The 25,200-nt window shown below is 60.6% G+C and carries 20 protein-coding genes and 2 tRNA genes; 8 read left to right on the forward strand and 14 right to left on the reverse strand.

Going from position 1 to position 25,200, the window contains the following annotated elements:
- Positions 1 to 287 precede the first annotated feature (287 nt).
- Positions 288 to 1,418 carry a cell division protein ZapE gene (gene zapE / locus N8H74_RS23205; protein WP_262150583.1) on the forward strand — a complete coding sequence of 377 codons (1,131 nt, stop codon included), beginning with the start codon at positions 288 to 290 and terminating at the stop codon, positions 1,416 to 1,418.
- A gap of 109 nt (positions 1,419 to 1,527) precedes the next feature.
- Positions 1,528 to 2,841 (forward strand): protein kinase, encoded by a 1,314-nt coding sequence (locus N8H74_RS23210; protein WP_262150585.1) that lies wholly within the window; start codon positions 1,528 to 1,530, stop codon positions 2,839 to 2,841.
- A 61-nt stretch (positions 2,842 to 2,902) separates the two neighbouring features.
- Here the strand turns inward: N8H74_RS23210 and N8H74_RS23215 are convergent, their stop codons facing one another.
- Positions 2,903 to 3,610, reverse strand: a complete 708-nt coding sequence (locus N8H74_RS23215) for a YebC/PmpR family DNA-binding transcriptional regulator (RefSeq protein WP_217830542.1) — start codon at positions 3,608 to 3,610, stop codon at positions 2,903 to 2,905.
- A gap of 219 nt (positions 3,611 to 3,829) precedes the next feature.
- Between N8H74_RS23215 and tssI the strand changes: the two genes are divergently transcribed.
- Positions 3,830 to 5,230 (forward strand): type VI secretion system tip protein TssI/VgrG, encoded by a 1,401-nt coding sequence (gene tssI, locus N8H74_RS23220; protein WP_262150587.1) that lies wholly within the window; start codon positions 3,830 to 3,832, stop codon positions 5,228 to 5,230.
- Here tssI and N8H74_RS23225 read toward each other — a convergent pair.
- A complete protein-coding gene (locus N8H74_RS23225; protein ID WP_262150589.1) occupies positions 5,215 to 6,123 on the reverse strand; it encodes a LysR substrate-binding domain-containing protein in 909 nt (302 codons plus the stop codon). The genes tssI and N8H74_RS23225 overlap by 16 nt on opposite strands.
- A gap of 113 nt (positions 6,124 to 6,236) precedes the next feature.
- Between N8H74_RS23225 and N8H74_RS23230 the strand changes: the two genes are divergently transcribed.
- The 3 genes from N8H74_RS23230 to N8H74_RS23240 all read left to right on the forward strand — a co-directional run bounded on the left by N8H74_RS23230 (position 6,237) and on the right by N8H74_RS23240 (position 8,968).
- Complete coding sequence (locus tag N8H74_RS23230; RefSeq protein WP_262150591.1) at positions 6,237 to 7,346, forward strand: 2-aminoethylphosphonate--pyruvate transaminase; 1,110 nt, start codon at positions 6,237 to 6,239, stop codon at positions 7,344 to 7,346.
- Positions 7,347 to 7,402: 56 nt separating this feature from the next.
- Positions 7,403 to 8,230, forward strand: a complete 828-nt coding sequence (gene phnX / locus N8H74_RS23235) for a phosphonoacetaldehyde hydrolase (protein ID WP_217830546.1) — start codon at positions 7,403 to 7,405, stop codon at positions 8,228 to 8,230.
- Positions 8,231 to 8,419: 189 nt separating this feature from the next.
- On the forward strand, positions 8,420 to 8,968 hold the full coding sequence (locus N8H74_RS23240) for a cytochrome b (RefSeq protein WP_217830547.1): 549 nt from the start codon (positions 8,420 to 8,422) through the stop codon (positions 8,966 to 8,968).
- 36 nt (positions 8,969 to 9,004) lie between these two features.
- Here the strand turns inward: N8H74_RS23240 and N8H74_RS23245 are convergent, their stop codons facing one another.
- Positions 9,005 to 9,937: a pyridoxal-phosphate dependent enzyme gene (locus N8H74_RS23245; RefSeq protein WP_262150594.1), complete on the reverse strand. Its 933-nt coding sequence runs from the start codon at positions 9,935 to 9,937 to the stop codon at positions 9,005 to 9,007.
- 113 nt (positions 9,938 to 10,050) lie between these two features.
- A complete protein-coding gene (locus tag N8H74_RS23250; protein WP_262150596.1) occupies positions 10,051 to 12,090 on the reverse strand; it encodes an NADPH-dependent 2,4-dienoyl-CoA reductase in 2,040 nt (679 codons plus the stop codon).
- Between the two features lie 206 nt (positions 12,091 to 12,296).
- Here N8H74_RS23250 and N8H74_RS23255 point away from each other — a divergent pair, with 206 nt between their 5' ends.
- On the forward strand, positions 12,297 to 13,427 hold the full coding sequence (locus N8H74_RS23255; RefSeq protein ID WP_262150599.1) for a carbon-nitrogen hydrolase family protein: 1,131 nt from the start codon (positions 12,297 to 12,299) through the stop codon (positions 13,425 to 13,427).
- Positions 13,428 to 13,430: 3 nt separating this feature from the next.
- Positions 13,431 to 14,471 carry an AraC family transcriptional regulator gene (locus N8H74_RS23260; RefSeq protein WP_262150601.1) on the forward strand — a complete coding sequence of 347 codons (1,041 nt, stop codon included), beginning with the start codon at positions 13,431 to 13,433 and terminating at the stop codon, positions 14,469 to 14,471.
- 4 nt (positions 14,472 to 14,475) lie between these two features.
- On the opposite strand, the gene N8H74_RS23265 is transcribed toward N8H74_RS23260, so the two are convergent.
- The 10 genes from N8H74_RS23265 to N8H74_RS23310 form a co-directional block, all read right to left on the reverse strand.
- A complete protein-coding gene (locus tag N8H74_RS23265; protein WP_262150603.1) occupies positions 14,476 to 14,601 on the reverse strand; it encodes a hypothetical protein in 126 nt (41 codons plus the stop codon).
- Positions 14,602 to 14,775: 174 nt separating this feature from the next.
- A complete protein-coding gene (locus tag N8H74_RS23270; protein WP_262150605.1) occupies positions 14,776 to 15,624 on the reverse strand; it encodes a DUF2242 domain-containing protein in 849 nt (282 codons plus the stop codon).
- Positions 15,625 to 15,850: 226 nt separating this feature from the next.
- A complete protein-coding gene (locus tag N8H74_RS23275; protein ID WP_262150607.1) occupies positions 15,851 to 17,722 on the reverse strand; it encodes a SurA N-terminal domain-containing protein in 1,872 nt (623 codons plus the stop codon).
- A 230-nt stretch (positions 17,723 to 17,952) separates the two neighbouring features.
- On the reverse strand, positions 17,953 to 18,225 hold the full coding sequence (locus tag N8H74_RS23280) for an HU family DNA-binding protein (protein ID WP_003183171.1): 273 nt from the start codon (positions 18,223 to 18,225) through the stop codon (positions 17,953 to 17,955).
- Positions 18,226 to 18,373: 148 nt separating this feature from the next.
- The gene (lon, locus tag N8H74_RS23285; protein ID WP_217830554.1) at positions 18,374 to 20,770 is read right to left on the reverse strand and encodes an endopeptidase La; all 2,397 of its coding nucleotides are present in this window, start codon (positions 20,768 to 20,770) and stop codon (positions 18,374 to 18,376) included.
- A 250-nt stretch (positions 20,771 to 21,020) separates the two neighbouring features.
- Positions 21,021 to 22,304 (reverse strand): ATP-dependent Clp protease ATP-binding subunit ClpX, encoded by a 1,284-nt coding sequence (gene clpX, locus N8H74_RS23290; RefSeq protein WP_217830555.1) that lies wholly within the window; start codon positions 22,302 to 22,304, stop codon positions 21,021 to 21,023.
- Between the two features lie 111 nt (positions 22,305 to 22,415).
- On the reverse strand, positions 22,416 to 23,051 hold the full coding sequence (gene clpP, locus N8H74_RS23295) for an ATP-dependent Clp endopeptidase proteolytic subunit ClpP (protein WP_217830556.1): 636 nt from the start codon (positions 23,049 to 23,051) through the stop codon (positions 22,416 to 22,418).
- A gap of 92 nt (positions 23,052 to 23,143) precedes the next feature.
- On the reverse strand, positions 23,144 to 24,454 hold the full coding sequence (tig, locus tag N8H74_RS23300) for a trigger factor (protein WP_217830557.1): 1,311 nt from the start codon (positions 24,452 to 24,454) through the stop codon (positions 23,144 to 23,146).
- A 400-nt stretch (positions 24,455 to 24,854) separates the two neighbouring features.
- A tRNA-His gene (locus tag N8H74_RS23305) sits at positions 24,855 to 24,930 on the reverse strand.
- Positions 24,931 to 25,006: 76 nt separating this feature from the next.
- Positions 25,007 to 25,091 (reverse strand) — tRNA-Leu (locus N8H74_RS23310).
- Positions 25,092 to 25,200 lie beyond the last annotated feature (109 nt).

A 25,200-nucleotide genomic window follows, 5' to 3' on the forward strand; every position in this document is an offset into this window, starting at 1 on the left:
TGCCCCACTCCTTGTGAGGAATCGTTTTGCTGTCGTTACTGCGTTTCAGACTAGCAACGGTCGACGATTCCGCCAGTCGATTGGATCCATGTATCTGCCGGGATATGTTTCGAAAGATTGGCAACACGCGGAATCACGTCGCTGACAAAACCTGTACGTACCCCACAATGTTGTTGAATCCTCCCATGCAGTCGCCGAACCACGGTGGAAGGAAAACTATCCATCTGGTTACACTACGTCGCCGCGCTCGGGGAGCCGGCCCTGACGAACACGGAGTGACCCCACAAGTGCCCGCCCGACCGCCCAAACACTCGCCTCCGACCCAACGCTGGTCGTTGTTGCGCCGACTGTTCGGCAAAGGTTCGCCCGGCACATCGGGGAACGGCGCCGCCGCCCAGGCGATGCGGGATTTCTTCCGGCACAAGGCCCACGGTCAGGGCTATACCCTCAGCCACAGTCAGTTGCGGGTCATCGATTGCATGGCCCAGCAAACCAGCCTGCTGTTCGCAACTCATCCGCAAACGCCACCGAGCCTGTACCTGTACGGGGCCGTCGGACGCGGCAAGAGCTGGCTGCTCGATGGCTTCTTCCAGGCCCTGCCGATCGAACAGAAACAGCGCCTGCACTTTCATCAGTTCTTCGCCCGGTTGCATCAGGGCATGTTCAGCCATCGCCAGCAGGACGACGCCCTCGGCGCGACACTGGACGAGTTGCTGCAAGATTGTCGGGTGCTGTGTTTCGACGAGTTTCATGTGCATGACATCGGCGATGCAATGCTCATCACCCGCCTGTTCAAGGCCCTGTTCAAGCGCGGCATTCTGCTGCTGGTGACCTCCAACTACCCGCCCGAAGGCCTGTTGCCCAATCCGCTGTATCACGCCCGGTTCAAACCGGTGATCGACCTGATCCATGCGCGGATGCAGGTCATGGAGGTCGGTGGCTCCCACGATTACCGCAGCCAGGCGCGCAACCATGCTCATCAGCTGTTCACCCAGGGCCATTACGTATGGCCAGCCTCGCCCGCACAACGCCAACGGCTCGAACTGCCGCCGCGCGACACGCCAGCCCTGGCGCTGCCGGTGGGCAGCCGGCACCTCCAGGCGCGTCTGTGTGAAGGACGCCGTGTCGCGTTCACCTTCAACGACCTGTGCGAGCAGCCCACGGCGGTGATGGATTACCTGGAGCTGTGCCGGCGTTTCGACCGCTGGATCATCGATGACTTGCCGCAGCTGGGCGAATGCTCGATCGCCGCACAGCAACGCTTCATCAACCTGATCGACGTGCTGTACGACCAGGACAAGCACCTGACGCTGCTCGGCGACCTGCCGTTGAGCGAAAGCCTCGGCGGCAGCGCCATCGACCTGGCCCGCACCCGCAGCCGGCTGGGGCAGCTGCAGGAAGTGCATGAGCGCGCCTGAGCGCTCTCGTTCAAGCCCGGTTGCAGTGAGTCAGAAAGCTGACCGAACCTGTATCATGTCGCCCATTTCGGGCATCCCTCGCCCTTCCCATCTGAAAGCGAACCCGCTCATGCACACCCTTGCTCAATTGCGCGCCGGCGAACTGTCGGGCATTACCCGACTGGATCTGGCCGAAGGACTGACCGAGTTTCCAGCGCAGATTTTCGACCTGGCCGATACCCTGGAAGTGCTCAACCTGAGCGGCAACGCCTTGAGCAGCCTGCCGGATGACCTGCATCGCCTGACCCGGCTGCGGGTGCTGTTCTGCTCCGACAACGACTTCACCGAGTTGCCGGCGTGCCTGGGCCAGTGCCAGGCGCTGACGATGATCGGTTTCAAGGCCAACCGGATCTCTGAGGTGCCCGGCGCTGCTTTGCCGCCGCTGCTGCGCTGGCTGATCCTGACCGACAACCGCATCGAAAACCTGCCGACGGAACTGGGCGAACGTCCGTACCTGCAAAAGCTCATGCTGGCGGGCAATCGCCTGCAATCACTCCCACCCTCCCTGAGCCATTGCCATCGGCTGGAGCTGATCCGCATCGCCGCCAACCGCTTGAGCGAACTGCCGCAATGGCTGCTGACGCTGCCGAGCCTGACGTGGCTGGCCTACGCCGGCAATCCGCTGGAAACCGAGGCCGACGCTGCCGCGCTCGAAGGCACCGCGCACATCGACTGGTCGGCGCTGCGTCTGGAACAACGGCTGGGCGAAGGCGCTTCCGGGGTGATTTCCCGGGCAACCTGGCAACGCAACGGGCAACCGGACACGCCGGTGGCGGTCAAGCTCTACAAGGGTGAAATGACCAGCGACGGCTCGCCGCTGCACGAGATGAACGCCTGCATCACCGCCGGCTTGCACCCGAATCTGATCCGCGTCGAAGGACGCATCGGCGATCACCCGGAAGGCCAGCAGGGGCTGGTGATGCAACTGATCGATCCGAGCTATCGCAACCTCGCGGCGCTGCCGAGCCTGGCGTCCTGTTCACGGGATGTTTATGCCGACGATTGCCGCTTCAGTGCCGAGGTGGCGTTGCGCATCGCCCGGGGCATCGCTTCGGTCGCCGAACACCTGCACCAGCAAGGCATCACGCACGGCGATCTGTACGGTCACAACATTCTGTTGAACGAGCGGGGCGATTGCCTTCTGGGGGATTTTGGCGCCGCGTCGTTCCATGCCACGACCGACAACCTGGAAACCCAGGCGCTGCAACGCATCGAAGTACGCGCCTTCGGGATCTTGCTGGGAGAATTGCTCGAACGCATCGACTCGGGACTGAGCGATGAGCGACGTAAAGTGCTGGAAGATCTGGAGCGGCGCTGCTGTCAGCCGGATGTGCTGGCGCGGCCGGGGTTCAGTGAGGTGGTGCGGGAGCTGAGAAGCCTGTAACCGCAGCCTACCCTGCGGCGAGAGAGCAGGCTCGCTCGCCGCAGGTCAGTTCAGCGTCGGATCAACCCGCCAGGCCGACAAACATGTCCTGCACGTCGTCATGGTTGTCCAGGCCTTCGAGGAAGGCTTCGACTTCAGCCATCTGCTCGTCGCTCAAACCGCTGACCGGGTTTTTCGGCTGATAGCCCAGTTTGGCCGACAGCACGGTGAAACCTTGCTCCGGCAGGGCTTTCTGCACGGCGTCAAGGTCGGCCGGGTCGGTCAGGAACAGGGTTGCGCCCTCTTCTTCACCCGGTTCGAAGTCCTGGGCGCCGGCTTCGATCGCGGCCATTTCCGGATCGGCGTCCGGGGTGTCCGGCGAGGCTTCGATCATGCCGACATGGTTGAAATCCCAGGCAACGGAGCCGGAAGCACCCAGTTGGCCCTTGCGGAATGCCACGCGGATTTCCGCCACGGTGCGGTTGATGTTGTCGGTGAGGCACTCGACGATCAGCGGCACCTGATGCGGGGCAAAACCTTCGTAAGTCACGCGATGGTATTGCACGGTTTCGCCCAGCAGGCCCGCGCCTTTCTTGATCGCGCGATCCAGGGTTTCCTTGGGCATCGAAGCTTTCTTGGCCTGTTCGACCACCAGACGCAGGTGTGCGTTGGTGGCGGTATCGGCACCGTTGCGGGCAGCGATGGTGATTTCCTTCACCAGTTTGCCGAAGATCTTGCCCTTGGCGTTGGCTGCCGCTTCTTTGTGTTTAACCTTCCACTGTGCGCCCATTACTCACTCTCTTGATCTGTGGCGCCGAGACATCTATTGGCCGACGCGTGCCGGCAAGTTTATACGCCCTAAACCCGGCAATCGACCAAAAATTCCTTCGCCGAATCGACATATTCACCAAAGTTTGTAGGGTGTTTCTGAAAAGCACCTTTGCCATGACCATTCAGCGCTGGGTTTTCGTACCCTCTGTCGTCCGTATTGCCTGACAGAGCCCGTGCGATGCTCAACGACAAGGAAAGTCCGTTTACCCTGACCCTCACCGCTGGCGGGTTATGCCTTCCAGTTCTGCGCTTCAGCGGTCAGGAAGCGCTCAACCAGCCTTTCCGTTTCGAGATTGAAGTGATGGGTCTCGCCCCGGCCCTGGCGCCGGGCAGGTTGCTGCACCAGAGCGCATATCTGCGCCTGGACGATGGACAAGGCATTCACGGCATCATCCACAGTGCCAGTTGCGAACATCGCGCCTCGCATCGGCTCAGCTATCGGCTGCTGCTGGTGCCTCATCTGCAAACCCTTGATGGCTCACCGCGACGGCGGGTGTTCGTGCAACTCAGCGTGCCGCAGATTCTGCAGCGGCTGCTCGCTGAACATCATCTGCCCACCGACAGTTATCTGTTGAAAACGAATCTCGGCCACTACCCGGTGCGGGCCTTCTGCATCCAGTACGACGAAAGCGACCTGGCGTTCCTCCAGCGATTGTGTGAGGAAGAAGGCATTCACTACCATTTCGAACACCGCATCGACGGCCATGTCGTGGTGTTTGCCGATGACAACATGCACCTGCCGCAGCAGCCGCTGTTGATCGCCTTCAACAGCGAAACCGAAGCGCCGACGCCTGCGGTCAACAGCCTGTTTCAGCGCCACGACGCGGTTCACCCGCACGCCCTGGCCGGTGTGCGCAATCGCGGCCGGCAGGCCAGTGAGCAACTGGCCGCCAATCACCCCGTGACAGACCCCGGCGCCATGCCCGCCGCGCTGTCGCCGGAACAGCGTCACGCCGAACGCCGCAGTCGCCGGCACCTGGAGCGCCAGCGCTGCCAATACCGTTGTGTCCAGGGCCGCAGTGACTGCACCGGCCTGCTCAGCGGGCGGCTGCTGCAAGTGACGGATCATCCGGTGGCGAGTTTCAACGAACAGTGGCTCGTCACCGAACTGCGTCATCAGGGACAGCAATCTTCGATTCTTGATCCGACGCCGGTCAGCCACCGCTATCACAACGATTTCACCGCCCTGCCCTGGTCCACCGAATTTCGCCCGCCGCTGAAACAGCCACGTCCGAACATCCCGGGGTATCACCTGGCGCAAGTGCTCGGTGTGCCGGGCCATCCCGCGAAACGGGACGATCAGGGGCGCATCGCCGTGCGTTTATGGCCATCGCACGCCGCTGGCGAAGAGGACGAACCGCTGTATCTGCCGATCGCCATGACCCATGCCGGCGGGTGCATTCCCCAGGAAGCATTGCCCCGCGCCGGCAGCGAAGTGTGGATCAGTTTTCTCGACAGCGACCCGGACCGGCCGATCCTGTGCCTGGATACCCGACAGACCCGGTCACCACGCAACACCCGGCCGGAACAGGACAGCAGCCTGCTGCTCGACTGGTTGCGTCATCACACGGGGCCTTGATCCGGCGCGTGTTTACCGGGGCCTTGGGCGGGCACGACCGGCACCAGCCCCAGGAACGCCTGAATCAACCGCAACTCCCGCCGCCGCTCCAGGCAACCGATCATGTGCCGGTTGAGCAGCCCTTCTCCGACAATCGGAATCGCCACCACTCGCGGGTCATGGCTGACCTCAGCCGACGACACCACACCAACACCCAACTGCGCCGCCACCGCTTCGGTCACCGCCTCACGGCTGTCCAGTTCCAGCAACACCCGCGGACTGACCGAAGCTTGCGCGCAGGCCTGATCGAACGTGCGTCGGGTAATCGAGCTCGGCTCACGTAAAACCATGATCACTTGGTCCAGCGCCTTGAGCTTGACCTCACCACCGCGCAACGCCCACGGATGCCCCGCTGGCACCAGCGCGCAGATCCGCGATTCGCTCAGCGGTTGCAGATGCAGGCCCCTGCGCGGTTCGACTTCGGTCAGCACCGCCACGTCGGCGTGTTCAGAGAGCAGCGCGGCCAGGGTTTCCTGAGCGTTGCCCAGACACAGGTTCACGGTGATCCCCGGATAACGCGCCCGCAGGCTGGCGAGCATCGGCATGACCATGTGCGGGCCGTCCGCCGCGATTTCCAGGCGCCCTGTGAGCAACTGCCGATTGGCTTCGAGCAGCACCTGCGCCTCCTCCGCCAGACCGAACATCGCCCGGGTGATCGCCGCCAGTCGGGTGCCTTCCTCGGTCAGTTCCACCCGTCGTGCCGTGCGCCGCAGCAAGGTGATCTGGTAGTGCTCCTCCAGTGCCTTGATGTGCCCGGTGACCGCCGGCTGGCTGATGAACAGCCGTGCGGCAGCGCGAGTGAAGCTGCCCTCCCGGGCCACGGCGTCGAAGGCGCGGAGCTGAAACAGGTTCATGAATAACTCTCACTGATGGCTAGCATAACAACAAACAATTTGATTGATGATCCGCCGAATTGCAACGTATGCCCCGTAGCTTCATCCCACAGCGCCATCGCGAGAACACACGAATGAGTACCGCCGCCCCTCTCCTGCTTACGCCCGGTCCGTTGACCACGTCGGCCCGAACCCGCCAGGCCATGCTGGTGGACTGGGGCTCGTGGGATGACCGCTTCAACCAACTGACCGCCAGCCTGTGCGAGCAACTGCTGGCGATCATCAACGGCGCCGCCACTCACCACTGCGTCCCCTTGCAGGGCAGCGGCACCTTCGCGGTCGAGGCGGCCATCGGCACGCTGGTGCCGCGCGACGGCAAGGTGCTGGTGCTGATCAACGGCGCCTACGGCAAGCGCCTGGCGAAGATCTGCGAAGTTCTCGGACGTCCGTTCAGCACCTTCGAAACCGCTGAGGATCAACCGACCACCGCCGCCGATGTCGAGCGCCTGCTGCGGGCCGACGGCGACATCAGCCACATTGCGCTGATCCACTGCGAAACCAGCACCGGCATTCTCAATCCGCTGGCGGAGATCGCCGAGGTCGTCGAGCGACACGGCAAGCGCCTGATTATCGATGCCATGAGTTCCTTCGGCGCACTGCCGATAGATGCGCAAGAAGTCCCGTTCGACGCCCTGATCGCCGCTTCCGGCAAGTGCCTGGAAGGCGTGCCGGGGATGGGTTTTGTCTTCGCCCGCAAAGCATCGCTGGCCGCAGCCGCCGGCAACTCCCATTCGCTGGCGATGGATCTGTTCGACCAACACGCCTACAGGATGAAGACCGGGCAGTGGCGCTTCACCCCGCCGACCCATGTGGTCGCCGCGCTGCACGAAGCCCTGCTGCAATACCACGAAGAAGGTGGTCTGCCTGCCCGACATGCGCGCTATGCCGCCAACTGCCAGGCACTGATGGAAGAGATGGCAAAACTGGGGCTGCGCAGCTTCCTGCCCGCCGCGATCCAGGCGCCAATCATCGCCACCTTCCACGCCCCGAAAGGCCCGCGCTACCAGTTCAAGGCGTTTTACGAACGGGTCAAGGCCAAGGGCTACATCCTTTATCCCGGCAAGCTGACCCAGGTCGAAACCTTCCGCGTCGGCTGCATCGGCCATGTCACTCCCACGCAGATGCGCGAAGCCGTCGCGGTGGTCGGTGAGGTACTGCGCGAGATGGAAGTGCTGGAAATCTAATCCCCGTCGCTGCGCCCCCCATGAACCTCTTTTGCCAATTCAGGACGCCTTTCACCATGAACTACAACAACCCGACCCGCCTGCAAGCCGCCATCCTCGACTGGGCCGGCACCGTGGTCGATTTCGGCTCGTTCGCGCCGACCCAGATCTTCGTCGAAGCCTTCGCCGAATTCGACGTCCAGGTGTCCATCGAGGAAGCCCGTGGGCCGATGGGCATGGGCAAGTGGGATCACATCCGTACCCTGTGCGACCAGCCAGAGGTTGCCGAGCGCTACCGCAAAGTGTTCGGCCGCACCCCGAGCGACGACGATGTCACCGCCATCTACAACCGTTTCATGCCGTTGCAGATCGAAAAAATCGCCGAGCATTCGGCACTGATTCCAGGCGCGCTGGACACCATCGCCCGTCTGCGCGAACAAGGCATCAGGATCGGCTCCTGCTCCGGTTATCCGAAACAGGTGATGGACAAGGTCGTGGAGCTGGCCGCCAGCAACGGCTATGTTGCCGACCATGTGGTCGCGACCGACGAAGTGCCGAACGGTCGCCCCTGGCCGGCCCAGGCCCTGGCGAACGTGATTGCGCTGGGCATCGAGGACGTCGCCGCCTGCGTGAAAATCGACGACACCGTGCCGGGAATTCTCGAAGGCCGCCGCGCCGGGATGTGGACGGTGGCGCTGATCTGCTCCGGCAATGCCCTGGGCCTGGACTACGAAAGCTTCCGCGCCCTGGGCAGCGCGCAACTGGCGAGCGAACGCAAGCGCATCCATGCGCTGTTCGAAGGTTCGCGTCCGCACTACATGATCGACACCATCACCGACCTGCCGGACGTGATCGCCGATATCAACCAACGCCTGGCGAACGGTGAAATGCCGCAAGGCAACTGATCGCACCGCCCCTCGCCGACAAAAAAACGCCAGTGCCTGCCCGGCACTGGCGTTTTTTTATGCCCCCTCTGATCCAGCGCATGGAAAGGCCGATCAACGTCAGACAAATCCTCCAAAGCGGATTACAGTTAAAGCATGCCGTCGCACAAGAACGGCGCGCTTGAGCCCTGACCTGTGAGGAAACACCGTATGCCGTGGACAAATTCCGCATCGCGTTACAGCACCGTGTCGATTCTGCTGCACTGGCTGATGCTGGTTCTGTTGGTGCTGGTGTACGCCAGCATGGAGTTTCGCGGCCTGTTCCCCAAGGGCAGCGGGGGTCGCACCCTGATCCGCGAAATGCACTACCTGCTCGGCCTCACTGTTTTCGTCCTGGTATGGCTGCGTCTGTTCGCCCGCAGCCTGGGACCGGCGCCGAAAATTTTCCCGGCATCGCCGCAATGGCAAACCGTTCTCGCCCGGTTGATGCACTGGGCGCTGTACCTGTTCATGATCGGCATGCCGCTGCTCGGCTGGCTGATTACCAGCGCCGACGGGCATCAGGTGATGTTCTATGGCTTCGATCTGCCGCTGCTGGTGAACGAAGACAAGGCCTTCGCCAAACAGGTCGAGCACTGGCACGTGTTGATTGCCAACATCGGTTATTGGCTGATCGGGCTGCACGCGCTGGCGGGGATCTATCACCATTACGTGGTGGGCGATAACACGCTGTTGCGGATGATGCCGAAACGCGGATGACGTGTTGCGGCGAGGAGATTCAATCCCTCGCCGCCTTCAATTCACATGAGTTTCGCTGACAAATCCCCTGCGCCCCTGCAAGCCGCCAGTGTGGACGAAGACCAGTCGCGTCCCCCTGGCAAATTGGCCCGCCTGAACCTGTTGCTTGAGTGCCAATAACGCCTTGCCGGTGTACAGCGGCTCCAAAGGAATACCGCTGGCCTGCTCGGTTTGCTCGATAAACGCCAGCAACGCCGGATCGACCCTGGCGAAGCCACCTCGACTCGCCTCGATCAGTTCATAGCGCGGATTGTGCAACCGCGCCTCTTCAACAATAGCCTCGACCTGCGGCGCCACGCCGTGATCGACCGGCACCGCCAGCGCACCATAAACGACCCGTTCGCCGGCCTCGGCCAGCACCAGTCCCGCCAGGGTCGTCCCGGTGCCACAGGCCAGCCACCAGCCATGAAAACCGTCCCAACCCAAATGACTCAGTTGCTCGTCGACCTGATCCTTGAACGCTGCGCACCCCAGGGCGCCGAGCAATCCACCGCCGCCCTCCGGCACCGGATGCAGCGTCGGATACTGCGCCTGCCAAGGCTGCCAGAAGCCCGGCTCGTGCCGCGCCCGATAGCCGCCATAACCCAGCCAGTGCAGTTGCATGCCGAAGTCCGACAGATCACCGACCGTGGGCGTTTGCTGCGGATGGCCGCGCAACAGGCCGACCGTGGCGAAACCCAGACGCTTGCCCGCCGCCGCCAGTGCATGCAGATGATTGGAGTGCGCCCCGCCCAGGCTGATGATGCCCTCAGCGCCCGCGCGGTCGGCGGCCTTGAGGTGTTCGACGAGTTTGAACCACTTGTTGCCGCTGATCAGCGGATCGATCCGGTCCAGACGCAGGATCGCCACTTCGACACCGGCAGCGGCGAGCCAGTCCAGTTGCAGGGGTTCGAGAGGGGCCTGGGGTAGCCAGTCGGAGGAGAAAAGCATGGGCGTGGCAGCATCAGGGAAAAGCCAATACTACCAGCCAGCAAAAAATCGTCGCAGGCTGCGATCTTTCGAACCTTGAAAGATCACAGCCGCGTTTTGCTGCGAGAGATCGATCAGAGCTCGGCGGCCAGGCGCGAGCCCTGATTGATCGCACGCTTGGCGTCCAGCTCCGCCGCCACGTCGGCACCGCCGATCAGGTGTACGTTCTGCCCCGCCTCCACCAGGCCGTCATGCAACTCGCGCAGCGGGTCCTGGCCGGCGCAGATCACGATGTTGTCCACCGCCAGCACTTGCGGCTCGCCGGTTTCGCCGATGCGAATGTGCAGGCCTTGGTCATCGATCTTCAGGTATTCGACGCTGTTGAGCATCTGCACCTGCTTGTTCTTCAACCCGGTGCGGTGAATCCAGCCGGTGGTCTTGCCCAGGCCGTCGCCGACCTTGGATTTCTTGCGTTGCAGCAGGAACACTTCCCGGGCCGGCGCATGCGGTGCGGCCTTGATTCCGGCGACACCACCACGGGCCTCCAGTTGCGCGTCGATGCCCCACTCTTTCCAGAACGCGGCGCGATCCTGGCTGGTGGCCACGCCTTCGTGGACGAGAAACTCCGACACATCGAAGCCGATACCGCCGGCACCGATCACCGCCACGCGCTTGCCGACCGGTTTGCGCTCCAGCAGCACGTCGAGGTAGCTCAGCACCTTGGCGTTCTCGACACCCGGAATCGCCGGCAGACGCGGCGCAATACCGGTGGCGAGGATGACTTCGTCGTAGCCGCCTTCCAGCAGTTTGGCCACGTCGACGCGGGTGTTCAGGCACACCTCGACGTTCGTGGTCTGCAACTTGCGCTTGAAGTAACGCAAAGTCTCGTAGAACTCTTCCTTGCCCGGCACACGTTTGGCGACATTGAACTGGCCGCCGATCTCGCTGGCCGAATCGAACAGCGTCACCTGATGTCCGCGCTCGGCGGCCACGGTGGCGGCGGACAGACCCGCCGGGCCGGCACCGACCACGGCAACTTTCTTGATCTGCTGCACCGGCAGGTAATTGAGTTCGGTTTCATGGCAGGCGCGCGGATTGACCAGGCAACTGGTGAGCTTGCCGCCGAACGTGTGGTCGAGGCAGGCCTGGTTGCAGCCAATGCAGGTATTGATTTCGTCGGCCCGCCCTTCGGCCGCCTTGTTGACGAAATCGGCGTCGGCCAGGAACGGCCGCGCCATCGACACCATGTCGGCATCGCCTTCGGCAAGAATCTGCTCGGCGACTTCCGGGGTGTTGATGCGGTTGGTGGTGATCAGCGGGATGCTCACCGAACCGCGCAGCTTGGCCGTGACCTTGCTGAACGCCGCGCGCGGCACTTTGGTGGCGATGGTCGGGATTCGCGCTTCGTGCCAGCCGATGCCGGTGTTGATGATCGTGGCGCCGGCCTGTTCGATGGCTTTGGCCAGCGTGACGATTTCTTCCCAGGTGCTGCCGCCCTCGACCAGATCGAGCATCGACAGACGGAAAATGATGATGAAGTTCGGACCGACGGCCTCACGCACACGACGGACGATTTCCACCGGCAGGCGCATGCGGTTTTCGTAGCTGCCACCCCAGCGGTCGGTGCGCTGGTTGGTGTGGGCGGCGAGGAACTGGTTGATGAAGTAGCCTTCCGAACCCATGATTTCCACGCCGTCGTACTCGGCGGTCTGCGCCAGCACCGAACAGGTGACGAAATCGCTGATCTGCTTCTCGATGCCTTCCTCGTCCAGCTCCTTGGGCTTGAACGGGTTGATCGGCGCCTGGATCGCGCTCGGTGCGACCTGCTTGGGGCTGTAGGCATAACGGCCGGCGTGGAGGATCTGCATGCAGATCTTGCCGCCTGCCTCGTGTACCGCGCGGGTCACGATGCGATGCTTGAGGGCCTCTTCTTCGGTGGTCAGCTTGGCCGCGCCGGAATACACGCCGCCCTCGTCGTTCGGGCCGATACCGCCGGTGACCATCAGGCCGACGCCGCCACGGGCACGCTCGGCGAAGTACGCGGCCATGCGTTCGAAGCCGCCCGGCTTCTCTTCAAGGCCGGTGTGCATCGAGCCCATCAGGGTACGGTTGCGCAGCGTGGTGAATCCCAGGTCCAGCGGGGCCAGCAGATGCGGGTAATGAGCGGCGGTCATCGGTAACTCCACAACGAGCGATCACGGAAAATGCGGGAGCTCTGTGTCCCCCGTCAGTCATGTTCGACAGCCTAAGAGTCGCATCGCTGTCACTCAATGACCGTAACTGACAACTTATTGATCCAAATGCGCAGCGCCCCTTGGCAACTGCGGGCGTGCGCCCTACCCTAGTCGCCACACCCTGTACCCGGCTGTTGTTGGTTTTCATGCGCAAACTTTTGTACCTGACGTTTTCCATGGCCCTGGTGGCTGTCCTTGCTTCCTACGCCATGTGGGCGGCCGACCGCCCGATGGGCCATTACCTGTCGGACCTGCGCATCCGGCTGGCGGTCGATCAGGGCACCCCGGCCGACCATGGCAATCTCCTGGGTATCCAGCCGGAATTGTTCCCCACTGACTATCAGAGCCCCGCGCGCCTGCACCGCAAACTCGCGGCCTATTTGCAGCAGGCGCAGGAACAGGGTCTGTTGAATGAAAAAACCGTGGTGGTGCTGCCGGAACACATCGGCACCTGGCTGATGATCGGTGGCGAGAAAGACGAGCTTTACCAGGCACCGACCCTCGCCGAGGCGATGAACTGGCTGGCGGCCAGCAATCCTCTGCTGTTCGCCCGCGCCTGGCTCAGTGCACGGGGCGACAACCGTCTGGACGACGCGCATCTGCGCATGAAAGCCAAAAGCATGGCGAAGGACTATCAGGCGCTGTTCGGCGGCCTCGCCAAAGAATTCCACGTCACGCTGGTGGCCGGCTCCATCGTCCTGCCCGAGCCGAGCGTGATCGACGGTCAGCTCAAGGTCGGCAGCGGTGCATTGTTCAACAGCAGCGTGGTGTTTGGTCGCGATGGCGTGCCGCTCGGCCAGCCGCAGCGGCAGATGCACTCGATCTTCGATCAGCATGAAGTGCTGGAAGCCAACGAGGAACAGGCGGTCAATGTGGTCGACACCCCGGCCGGGCGTCTCGGCGTGCTGATCGGCAGCGACAGCTGGTATCCCGACAACTACCGCAAGCTCGACGAACAGAACGCGCAACTGGTGGCCGTGCCGGCATTCGTCACCGGTCATGGCGTGTGGGATCAACCGTGGCGCGGCTACAAGGGCTCAAGCTCACCGAGTTCGGTCAGCCTCAAACCCGGTGAAGTCAGCGAAGGTCAGGCCTGGCATCGCCTGATCCTGACGGCGCAACCGCCGGGCAGCCGGGCGATTGCCGGGGTCAGCGTGTTCCTGCGCGGTCAGTTCTGGGACAAACCGAGCGCCGGACAAAGTTTTCTCAGCAGCAACGGCCAGCAATTCGCCGATGGCGATGCACGCGGCGCGCGCCTGCTCAACCTCTGGTTATAAGCCATGAAACCGCTGCCGATGCGTCTCGGGGATCTGTCAGTGGGGTTTGTCCACAGCCTCGCCGATGCCGTGCGCAGCCACGCTGCCGACCCGCAACCGCTGCTCGAACAGTACGGCCTCGATGCCGCGCGACTGGCCGAGGCCGGTGCCCGTCTGTCGATCCCGCGCTACATGCGCCTGGGCCACGGCGCGATCCAGTTGACCGGCGATCCGGCGCTGGGCCTGCGCATGGGCCAGCTCAGTCGGCTGAGTCAGGCGGGGCTGGCCGGAGTCACCGCCGCCCAGGCTCCGACGGTGCGCGAGGCGGCCCGCTGCCTGATCCGTTTCGAACCCTTGTACGGCTCCAACTATCGCGGCCAGTCGAGCCTGCATGAGGACGCCACCGGTGCGTGGCTGCGCTTCTACTCGATCAGCCCCTACAACGCCTACAACCGCTTTGTAGTGGACTCGATCATCGCCGGATGGCTGCACCAGCTCTCCAGCGTCAGCCGCGAGCCGTTGCGCGCAGAGCGGATCGAAATCGAATTCGAGGCGCCGGACTACCGTGATGCCTACGCCGTGCTTGGTGATTGTGCGATCCAGTTCGGCGCCGAGCAGAACCAGTTACGCCTGAGCCTGAGCAGCCTGGCCCTGCGCAACCCGGAGCATTGTCCGAGCACCTGGCGGCACCTGTTGCAACTGTGTGAGCGGGAACTGGAGCAAATGACCCGCACCCGCAGCCTGCGCGAACGCATCACGCAATTGCTCGGGCCGTTGCTCAATGGCGGTCGGGAACCCGACCTGGAAGAAGTGGCGGCGCGCCTGAAGCTGCCGACCTGGACATTGCGCCGCAAACTCGCCGAGGAAGGTACGCAGTTTCGCGCAATCCTCAATGACACTCGCCGGGACCTGGCGATGACCTACATCCGCGACACCGAACTGGCGTTCGGCGAGATCGCCTACCTGCTGGGTTTCGCCTCAGCCGAGGCATTCCAGCGGGCCTTCAAGCGCTGGAGCGGCCAGACGCCGGGAGAGTTCCGCCGCAGTCACCGCAAGACCGCCTGAAGCCTTACAGCTCGGTAGCGTCTTCCGCAGGCTCTGGAGAGTCCAGTTCGTAGGCCTGGTATTCGAGCAGTTCTTCTTGATAGTCGTCCATCGGTGAATCCCCCTGCTGCTCGCTGAAAATGGTCAACACTAATGACCCGTGCTTCGAGCATAAAGTGCCCGTATGAAGGAAAAATGAAACCCGGCCTTCATGAAATAAACGTAGCAGGCGGTCAGGAATTTATCGCGGGATTTTTCAGGGATTTCAGGACAGTAGATAAATCCATTGCGGGAGCGGACAGCACGGTCGCTCCCGCAACGGCATTTACTGGCCGGACGCAGGCATCGCCGGAATCGGCTCGGACGGCGGTGGCAGGTCGGTCGGGTTGGCCGGTGGCGTGATGATTTCAGTCGCAGTCGCAGGCGCCGGTTCCGCGACCGGCGCAGGTGCCGCCGCCGGGGTGATCGGCGCAGCGTCTGCCGGTGGCGCCACCGGTTCCGAACTCAGTGGCGCACTCTCCGCCGGAGCCGCTGTCGGCTCCGCCGCCGGCGCGGGAGTGGGTTCAGCGGCGGGTGTCGGTGCCAGCGGCGCAGGTTTGGCTTCAGGCACGCCCAGGTCGGCCTTCGGTTTTTCCTCGATGTGCGCGGCCTTCTTCGCATCGGCCGGCAGGAACATCTCAACCAGCGCAAAGAAGCGCTCGTAGAACTTCTGCGATGACACGGTTTCGCTGGCGACCTTGACCATCGAATCGTCCGAGGAGCCGATCGGCATCGAGACCGAACCCAGCACACCCACACCCAGGCTCGCCGAGTTGTTGGTCTTCTTCAGCGCATAACGATCCTGCAAGGCGTTGGCGAACACCGTGGCATGGTGCCCATCGTCGGCACACACCACGTTGAAACTGATTTCCAGATGGGTTTCACCGGTCTGCTGAAAGCTCTTGTGCCCGCTGACCAGCTTCGGATCGCTGCTGGTGATGATATAGCCCTGACTGAGCAACGCCCGGCGGGCGGCTTCGCAACTGGCGGTGTCGGTCACCGGGTAATTGCGCGAGAACGTGCCGGAATCGTCGAAGTTCTCATGCTCATAGATAGGCTTGTCCTTGGAACAGCCGGCAGCGGCGGTCAGCAACAACGCCAACCCGATGAAACGCACGGGAATTGAATTCAACATTAAACATCCTGAGGGGAAAACGGTCCGGGGCGTATTGTGCAACAGATCGCTGCCCGGCGGCGTACCGATTGGTGTCTTAAAACAGTTACAACTTTACCGGGCATGGATGGCAAGAAAAAGTCGCATTACCCCCTGCTCCATGAAAACCCTGTCATGCAGCGGCGATCAGGCACAAAAAAGCCCCGGATTTTCATCCGGGGCTCGGGTCTTGCGGCTCAGTCCGACATCAGTAACGCTTGATGTCAGCTTCGCTTTCAAGCTGCTTGCGGTAGGCCGCGAAGTCTTGCTGGCCGACACGCGAAGCGAGGAAGCGACGGTACTGCGCCTTCTCTTCGTCGCTCGGTGCAGCGGCTTCGTTGACGCCGTTCAGGCGCACAACCATCAGACTACCGTCTGGCAGGGTCACGCTGCTGAAGGTCGGCTTGTCCTTGGCAGCCGGTTTCGGCATGCGGAACAGCGCTTGCAGCACCGCCGGATCAACACCTTCCTGGGCGCGGGTGGCCGCCTCGGTGACTTTCCAGTTCTGACCGTCAATTGCCTTGTCCAGCGGGGTCTTGCCTTCACGCAGACCGGCAATCACTTGCTCGGCATGGGTCTTGGCCGCAGCGCTGGCACGCTCTTTGGTCAATTGGGTGCGGATCGCGGCCGATACGGCTTCCAGCGGCAATTGAGCCGGCTTGAGGTGCTCCTTGGCGCGCAGCACGACCACGGTTTCCGGATCCAGCTCGATCGCGGTGCTGTTGGCACCCTCGTCGATCACTTCGGTGCTGAATGCGGCCGTCACCACGGCACGGTTGGCCGCAATGCCTTCACCACCTTCACGGCCGAATGGCTTGGAGGTATGAACGGTCAGTTTCAGATCCTGCGCCGGTTGAGCCAGGTCAGAGGATTCGAACGAAGAGTCTTCCAGTTGCTTGGTCGCCTCGACGAAACGCTGCTCGACCTGCTGGGTTTTCAACTCACGGGTCAGCTTGTCTTTCAGGCTGGCGAGCGTCGGCACTTCAGGTGCTTCGACACCCAGCAGCTTGATCAGGTGGAAACCGAAGTCGGTGCGTACCGGACCGGAAACCTGATCCTTGGCCAATGCGTACAAGGCCTTCTCGAAGGCTGGATCGTAAACGCCAGGACCGGCATAACCCAGGTCACCGCCGTTGTTGGCCGAACCCGGATCCTGCGAGAACTCTTTGGCCAGCGCTTCAAACTTCTCGCCTTTGGCCAGACGCGCCTGAATCTCTTCGATCTTGGCCTTGGCCTGGGCTTCGGTGGTCTTGTCGTTCACTTCGATCAGAATGTGCGCCGCACGACGCTGTTCCGACAGGTTGGCGATCTCTTTCTGATACGCCGCCTGCAGGTCTTCATCCTTGACGGCGACCTGATCGAAGAACGCAGCCTTCTTCAGTTCGAGGTAGTCAATGACCACCTGATCCTGAGTCATGAATTCCTTGGCGTGTTCGTCGTAGTAAGCCTTGACCTCATCGTCGGTCAGCTTCACGGCGGCAGGATCGGCCTTGATGTTCAGGGAAGCGAAATCGCGGGTCTGTTTTTCCAGACGGGCGAATGCCTGCACTTGAGCGTCGGTGACAAAACCGCTGCCCGCCACGCCGGCACGCAGTTGGCCGATCAGCATTTCCTGAGCCAGCATCTGGCGGAATTGCATGCGGCTGTAGCCCAGTTGACGGATCACCTGGTCGAAGCGCTCGGAGCTGAACTTGCCGTCCACCTGGAACTCAGGCGTCTGCAGGATCACCTGATCCAGAGCGGCCTCGGAGAATGCGAACTTGGATTTTTCCGCACCTTGCAGCAGCAACTTGCGGTCGATCAGGCCTTTGAGGGCCGATTCGCGCAGCATTTTTTCGTCGAGCAAGGAAGCGTCGAAGTCTTTGCCCAGCTGTTGCATCAGCTGGCGGCGTTGCATATCAACAGCCTGGCTCAGATCGTTCTGGCTGATTTCTTCACCGTTGACCTTGGCGGCCTCATTGGTATGAGTCGCGGCCTTGAAAATGGCGTCGAAACCGGTCAGAGCCATCAGTACAACGATGACTCCGATAATGGTCTTGGCAATCCAGCCTTGTGAATTGTCCCTGATATTCTGCAGCATGCGTCCCCCAGAAACGGTTGAACTTCAATTTAGGCAACCGTGGAGTGTGGGTAGAATCCGGATAGAAGAAAGGCGCATCCGAGGATGCGCCTTCTCGTAACTGGCGGAGCGGACAGGGCTCGAACCCTCGATCCCGGTTTAGCAAGCGACTGTCTTGGCCACCTGCTTTACCGCTCCGCTGCCAGGTCAGGCATGACCCCGACCCGGATGGGTAAAAACCTGAATCTAACTTAGTTGACAGCTTCTTTCAGGGCTTTACCGGCTTTGAAACCTGGCTTCTTGGCCGCTGGGATTTCCAGAGTCTTGCCGGTCTGTGGGTTACGGCCGGTGCGAGCTGGACGATCAGTCACGGAGAAAGTGCCGAAACCTACCAGTACAACGGAGTCGCCAGCCTTGAGAGCGCCAGTGACGGATTCGATTACAGCGTCCAGCGCACGGCCAGCAGCAGCTTTCGGGATATCAGCGGATGCAGCGATAGCATCAATCAGTTCCGACTTGTTCACTCTAAGTCCCCTTATATCTATTTGAGTATGATTCTAAGTTTTTTGGTGAAAGCAAAAACGAGTGCTGAATGGCCTACAGACACTTAAGAGCCGCTTTATAACAAGGGCTCTAAAAAGCTGTCAAGGAAGCCCCCCAGGCAAATGCGTACTAATGCGTGCTAATTCTTTCCTTAGAGTCAGACTCACGTTTTTCGTCCTTGGCAACTATCTCCGGAGCCACATCCGGCAAGGGCTCCGGCGCGTATTGCAGCGCAATTTGCAGGACCTCGTCAATCCATTTAACCGGTTTGATCTGCAGATCCTGCTTGATATTGTCAGGAATCTCCTTCAGATCACGTACGTTCTCTTCCGGAATAATGACGATCTTGATTCCGCCGCGATGCGCCGCGAGCAGTTTCTCTTTCAGACCGCCAATGGCCAGCACTTGGCCACGCAGGGTGATCTCGCCGGTCATGGCGACATCGGCGCGCACCGGAATGCCGGTCAATGCCGACACCAGAGCGGTACACATGCCGACACCTGCGCTCGGGCCATCCTTCGGAGTCGCCCCTTCCGGCATGTGAATGTGGGTGTCGCGCTTCTCGTGGAAGTCCGGGGGAATGCCCAGGCTCTTGGCACGGCTGCGCACCACGGTCTGAGCTGCAGTGATCGATTCGACCATTACATCACCCAGCGAACCGGTCTTGATCAACTGACCTTTACCCGGCACCACAGCGGCTTCGATGGTCAATAGTTCGCCACCAACCTGCGTCCAGGCCAGGCCGGTCACCTGACCGATCTGATCCTGCTGCTCGGCCAGGCCGTAGCGGAACTTGCGCACACCGAGGAAGTGCTCAAGCAAATCGGCTGTCACTTTTACCGAGAAGCGTTTTTCCAGGGCGTGCTCCTTGACCGCCTTGCGGCAGACCTTGGCAATCTGCCGCTCGAGGCCACGCACACCGGCTTCACGGGTGTAATAACGGATGATGTCGCGGATCGCTTCCTCGTCGAACTCCAGCTCGCCCTTCTTCAAGCCGTTGGCCTGAATCTGCTTTGGCGACAGGTACTTGACCGCGATATTGATCTTCTCGTCCTCGGTGTAACCCGGCAGGCGGATCACTTCCATCCGGTCGAGCAGCGCCGGCGGAATGTTCATCGAGTTCGAAGTACACAGGAACATCACATCCGACAGGTCGTAATCGACTTCCAGATAGTGATCGTTGAAGTTGTGGTTCTGCTCCGGATCGAGCACTTCCAGCAACGCCGACGCCGGATCGCCACGCATGTCGCTGCCCATTTTGTCGATTTCATCGAGCAGGAACAGCGGGTTGCGAACCCCGACCTTTGTCATCTTTTGAATCAATCTTCCTGGCATCGAACCGATGTAGGTCCGACGGTGACCACGGATTTCCGCTTCGTCACGCACGCCGCCGAGGGCCATGCGCACGAATTTACGGTTGGTGGCGTGGGCAATCGACTCCGCCAGCGAGGTTTTACCCACGCCCGGAGGACCGACCAGGCACAACACCGGGCCACGGATTTTCTTCACGCGTTTTTGCACGGCGAGGTATTCGAGGATGCGTTCTTTGACCTCTTCGAGGCCGTAGTGATCGGCATCGAGAATGTCTTCGGCACGGGCCAGGTCCAGACGTACCTTGCTCTGGGCCTTCCACGGCACCTGCACCAGCCAGTCGATGTACGAGCGCACCACGGTGGCTTCGGCGGACATCGGCGACATCTGCTTGAGCTTGTTCAGCTCGGCAGTGGCCTTGGCGAGAGCGTCTTTCGGCAGACCGGCGGCGTCGATGCGCTTTTTCAGGTCTTCGATTTCGTTGTGACCTTCGTCACTGTCGCCGAGCTCTTTCTGAATAGCCTTCATCTGCTCGTTCAGGTAGTACTCGCGCTGACTGCGTTCCATCTGCTTTTTGACGCGGCCACGAATGCGCTTTTCAACCTGCAGCAGGTCAATCTCGGCATCCAGCAGCGCCAGGACGTGCTCGACACGGGCCGACAAATCGATGATTTCGAGGATTTCCTGCTTCTGCTCGATTTTCAGCGCCATGTGCGCGGCCATGGTGTCGACCAGACGACCCGGCTCATCGATGCTGTTAAGCGACGACAGGACTTCAGCCGGGACTTTCTTGCCCAACTGCACATATTGTTCGAACTGCGACAGCAGGCTGCGCACGAAGACTTCCGATTCGCGCTCGGCGGCATCGACTTCTTCGATCAACGACACTTCGGCGCGGCAATGGCCGTCGACTTCGCTGAAGCGCTCCACGGTGCCACGCTGCTCGCCCTCGACCAGAACCTTGACGGTGCCGTCAGGCAGTTTCAGCAATTGCAGGACCGTGGCGATGGTGCCTACGCGATAGAGAGCATCTTCACCGGGATCATCGTCAGCCGGGTTTCTCTGGGCCAGCAGCAGGATCTGCTTGTCACCCGTCATCGCGGCCTCGAGGGCTTCGATGGACTTCTCGCGCCCCACGAACAGCGGGATAACCATGTGCGGATAAACCACGACATCACGCAATGGCAGGAGAGGCAATTCGATGGTTGTCTTCATGATTTCGCCTCTACGGCGGCCATATGGCCGTAAACAGATGGAAGTGAGCTTGAAACCAAGATGGGGGCTGCTTTGGAAAAAAACAAGCGGATAAAAGAATCGTTTCGAAAACAGAGCGGGCATCGACGCCCGCAGGGGTCCGGGCACATCTGTAACACCAGCTGAGCGGCCCTGCAGCCCTTACAGACGAGCCGCGCATAAAAAGCAAAGGGGCCAGAAGGCCCCTTGTTTATTCCGGCAGACCGGACGCTCAGGCGTCCGGAGCAGCCTTGGCAGTCGGCTCATTGTTTTCGTAGATAAACAATGGCTGGGACTTGCCTTCAATAACGCTTTCATCGATCACGACTTTGCTCACATCGGATTGCGACGGGATTTCGTACATCGTGTCGAGCAGGACGCCTTCGAGAATCGAACGCAGGCCACGGGCACCGGTTTTACGCTCCAGGGCACGCTTGGCGACCGATTTCAGTGCGTCGGTCCGGAACTCCAGATCCACGCCTTCCATCTCGAACAGCTTGGCATACTGCTTGGTCAGGGCGTTTTTCGGCTCGGTGAGGATCTGCATCAACGCAGCCTCATCCAGCTCGTCAAGCGTCGCCAAGACCGGCAGACGACCCACGAATTCCGGGATCAGACCGAACTTGACCAAATCGTCAGGCTCGACTTCACGCAGGGATTCACCGACCTTCTTGCCCTCTTCCTTGCTGCGCACTTCCGCGTTGAAACCGATGCCACCCTTGGTGGAACGGTTCTGAATGACTTTCTCCAGGCCGGAGAAGGCGCCACCGCAGATGAACAGGATGTTACGGGTGTCGACCTGCAGGAACTCCTGCTGCGGGTGCTTGCGACCACCTTGCGGCGGAACGGAAGCGACCGTGCCTTCGATCAACTTCAGCAAGGCCTGTTGCACGCCCTCACCGGAAACGTCCCGGGTGATCGACGGGTTGTCGGACTTGCGGGAAATCTTGTCGATTTCATCGATGTAGACAATGCCCATCTGGGCCTTTTCCACATCGTAGTCGCACTTCTGCAGCAGCTTCTGAATGATGTTCTCGACGTCCTCACCCACGTAACCCGCCTCGGTGAGGGTGGTTGCGTCGGCGATGGTGAACGGAACGTTCAGCAACCGCGCCAGGGTTTCGGCAAGCAAGGTCTTACCCGAGCCTGTCGGGCCGATCAGCAGGATGTTGCTCTTGCCGAGTTCGACGTCGTCACTCTTCTTGTCACGCTGGTTCAGGCGCTTGTAGTGGTTGTACACCGCTACGGCCAGAACCTTTTTGGCACGTTCCTGACCAATGACGTACTGGTCAAGGATGCCGCTGATTTCTTTAGGCGAAGGCAATTTATGCGCGCTGCTTTCAGCCTGTGCTTCCTGCACCTCCTCGCGGATGATGTCATTGCACAAGTCGACGCACTCGTCGCAGATAAAGACCGAGGGGCCGGCAATCAATTTGCGCACTTCATGCTGGCTTTTGCCACAGAAGGAGCAATAGAGCAGCTTGCCGTTGTCCTCGCCGTTGCGGGTGTCAGTCATTCGTTCGATCCAAATCCGATAGGCTTGCAACACAAGATGAAGGCTATTGCGGGCTTTTTCAAGCCCGCAAGTGATCGGAGCAACCGACCACGCCTATTTGAGCGGCTTAATTCACGCAGGGCGCTGGGTGATCACTTCGTCGATCAAACCGTACTGCTTCGCCGCTTCTGCACTCATGAAGTTATCGCGATTGGTGTCGCGTTCGATTTCTTCCAGAGTACGACCGCTGTGCTTGGCCATCAGCGTGTTCAGGCGCTCGCGAATGAACAGAATTTCCTTGGCATGGATTTCGATATCCGAAGCCTGGCCCTGGAAACCGCCCAATGGCTGGTGAATCATCACGCGCGAGTTAGGCAGGCAGAAACGCTTGCCTTCGGCGCCGGCCGTCAGCAGGAATGCGCCCATGCTGCAAGCCTGACCGATGCAGGTGGTGGATACGTTTGGCTTGATAAACTGCATGGTGTCGTAGATCGACATGCCCGCCGTCACCGAACCGCCCGGGGAGTTGATATAAAGATGGATGTCCTTGTCCGGGTTTTCCGCTTCAAGGAACAGCAATTGCGCGCAAATCAGGTTGGCCATGTAGTCCTCTACCGGACCTACCAGAAAGATCACTCGCTCCTTGAGAAGACGCGAGTAGATGTCATAGGCGCGCTCGCCACGAGCAGACTGCTCGACAACCATCGGGACCAGACCGCCTGCGGCCTGGATATCAGAGTTCTGCTGAATATAGGAATTACGGAACATGCTCTGCAGTCACTCCCAAATAGTCATGTCTTGAATACGCATAAGCCAGCTCGAAGGCTGGCTTATGGTGTGTGCTTCTAACGCAGAAACAATCAGTCGGCTTTTGGAGCTTCTACCGGCTTGACCGCTTCTTCGTAAGAGACCGATTTGTCGGTCACGCTAGCTTTCTGCAGAACAGTATCCACAACTTGTTCTTCCAGCACAACCGAACGAACTTCGTTCAGTTGCTGGTCGTTCTTGTAGTACCAGGACACTACTTGCTCTGGCTCTTGGTAAGCCGAAGCCATTTCTTCAATCATTTCACGAACGCGGGCTTCGTCTGGCTTGAGGTCGAATTGCTTGACCACTTCAGCCACGATCAGACCCAGAACCACGCGACGCTTGGCTTGTTCTTCGAACAGCTCGGCCGGCAGTTGGTCAGGCTTGATGTTGCCGCCGAACTGCTGAACAGCCTGCACGCGCAGACGGTCAACTTCGTTGGAGATCAGCGCCTTCGGCACTTCAACCGGGTTGGTGGCCAGCAGACCGTCCATTACCTGGTTCTTGACCTTGGACTTGATCGCCTGGCGCAGTTCACGCTCCATGTTCTTGCGAACTTCGGTGCGGAAGCCGTCCAGACCCTTTTCCTTGATACCGAACTGAGCGAAGAACTCTTCGTTCAGCTCTGGCAGCGTTGGCGCGGAAACGGTGTTGACGGTTACGGTGAACTCGGCGGTTTTGCCAGCCAGGTCCAGGTTCTGATAGTCCTCTGGGAAGGTCAGGTTCAGAACGCGCTCTTCACCAGCCTTGGCGCCCACCAGACCTTCTTCGAAGCCAGGGATCATACGGCCGGAACCCAGCACCAGCTGAGTGCCTTTGGCGGAGCCGCCAGCGAATGCTTCGCCGTCAACCTTGCCCACGAAATCGATGTTCAGCTGATCGTCGTTCTGGGCAGCGCGGTCGGCCGCTTCGAAACGGGTGTTCTGCTTGCGCAGCACGTCCAGCATCTTGTCCAGATCGGCGTCAGCCACGTCAGCGCTCAGGCGCTCAACGTTGATGCCTTCGAAACCGGCAACGGTGAACTCAGGGAACACTTCGAATACGGCAACGTATTCCAGATCCTTGCCGGCTTCCAGCGACTTTGGCTCGATCGAAGGCGAACCGGCCGGGTTCAGCTTCTGCTCAACCACAGCTTCGTAGAAGGAGGACTGGATCACGTCACCCACAGCTTCCTGACGAGCATCAGCACCGAAACGGCGCTTGATTTCACTCATTGGCACTTTGCCTGGACGGAAGCCAGCAATCTTGGCCTTTTGTGCAGTCTGCTGCAGACGCTTGTTGACCTGGCTCTCGATGCGCTCAGCCGGCACGGTGACGCTCATGCGGCGCTCAAGAGCAGTAGTATTTTCAACAGAAACTTGCATGGATATTCCTCGTTGCACAGACGTTAGCCGGCCGTTTCCGACCCCAGAATCAAGGGCATGCATTCTAGTGGGTCAAACTCAAGAAGTCACCCTACTGAAATCAGGTGGAAACGCAGCAGGCAATTTGAAGGCGAGGACAAACGGTTGTGCCCCGCCCTGTTCGCAAAAACAGCCAATCAAGCCAGGGCTCTGCAGCAACCCTTCTATATATAGAAGCGGTTGTCGATCATCTCCCTGACAGCCAATCCCAAAGCAGGAGTGGCGGACAGCGCAGCATCATCGAGAAACATAAATACGACGAAACGCCCTGCCCCTGCGGCCCGAAACCGGCAGCCGCCGAAACCCGAACCCGCGAAACAAAAAAGGCGCCAGACTGTTAAATCTGGCGCCTTTCGAAATATGGGGTGGACGATGGGGATCGAACCCACGACAACGGGAGTCACAATCCCGTGCTCTACCAACTGAGCTACGCCCACCATATTGCGTGACAAAGAAGCCAAACAACTTCTTTGCTGAACCCCATCTAGCCAAAGGCGTGAATGAAGCTTTGATTGGTGCGGATGAAGAGACTCGAACTCTTACGCCTCGCGGCGCTGGAACCTAAATCCAGTGTGTCTACCAATTCCACCACATCCGCAGATGAAGCCTTTAAAGCAAAGGCGCCAGACCGTTAAATCTGGCGCCTTTCGAAATATGGGGTGGACGATGGGGATCGAACCCACGACAACGGGAGTCACAATCCCGTG

It is taken from the genome of Pseudomonas sp. B2M1-30 (genome assembly GCF_025447575.1).
Lineage (GTDB): Bacteria > Pseudomonadota > Gammaproteobacteria > Pseudomonadales > Pseudomonadaceae > Aquipseudomonas > Aquipseudomonas botevensis.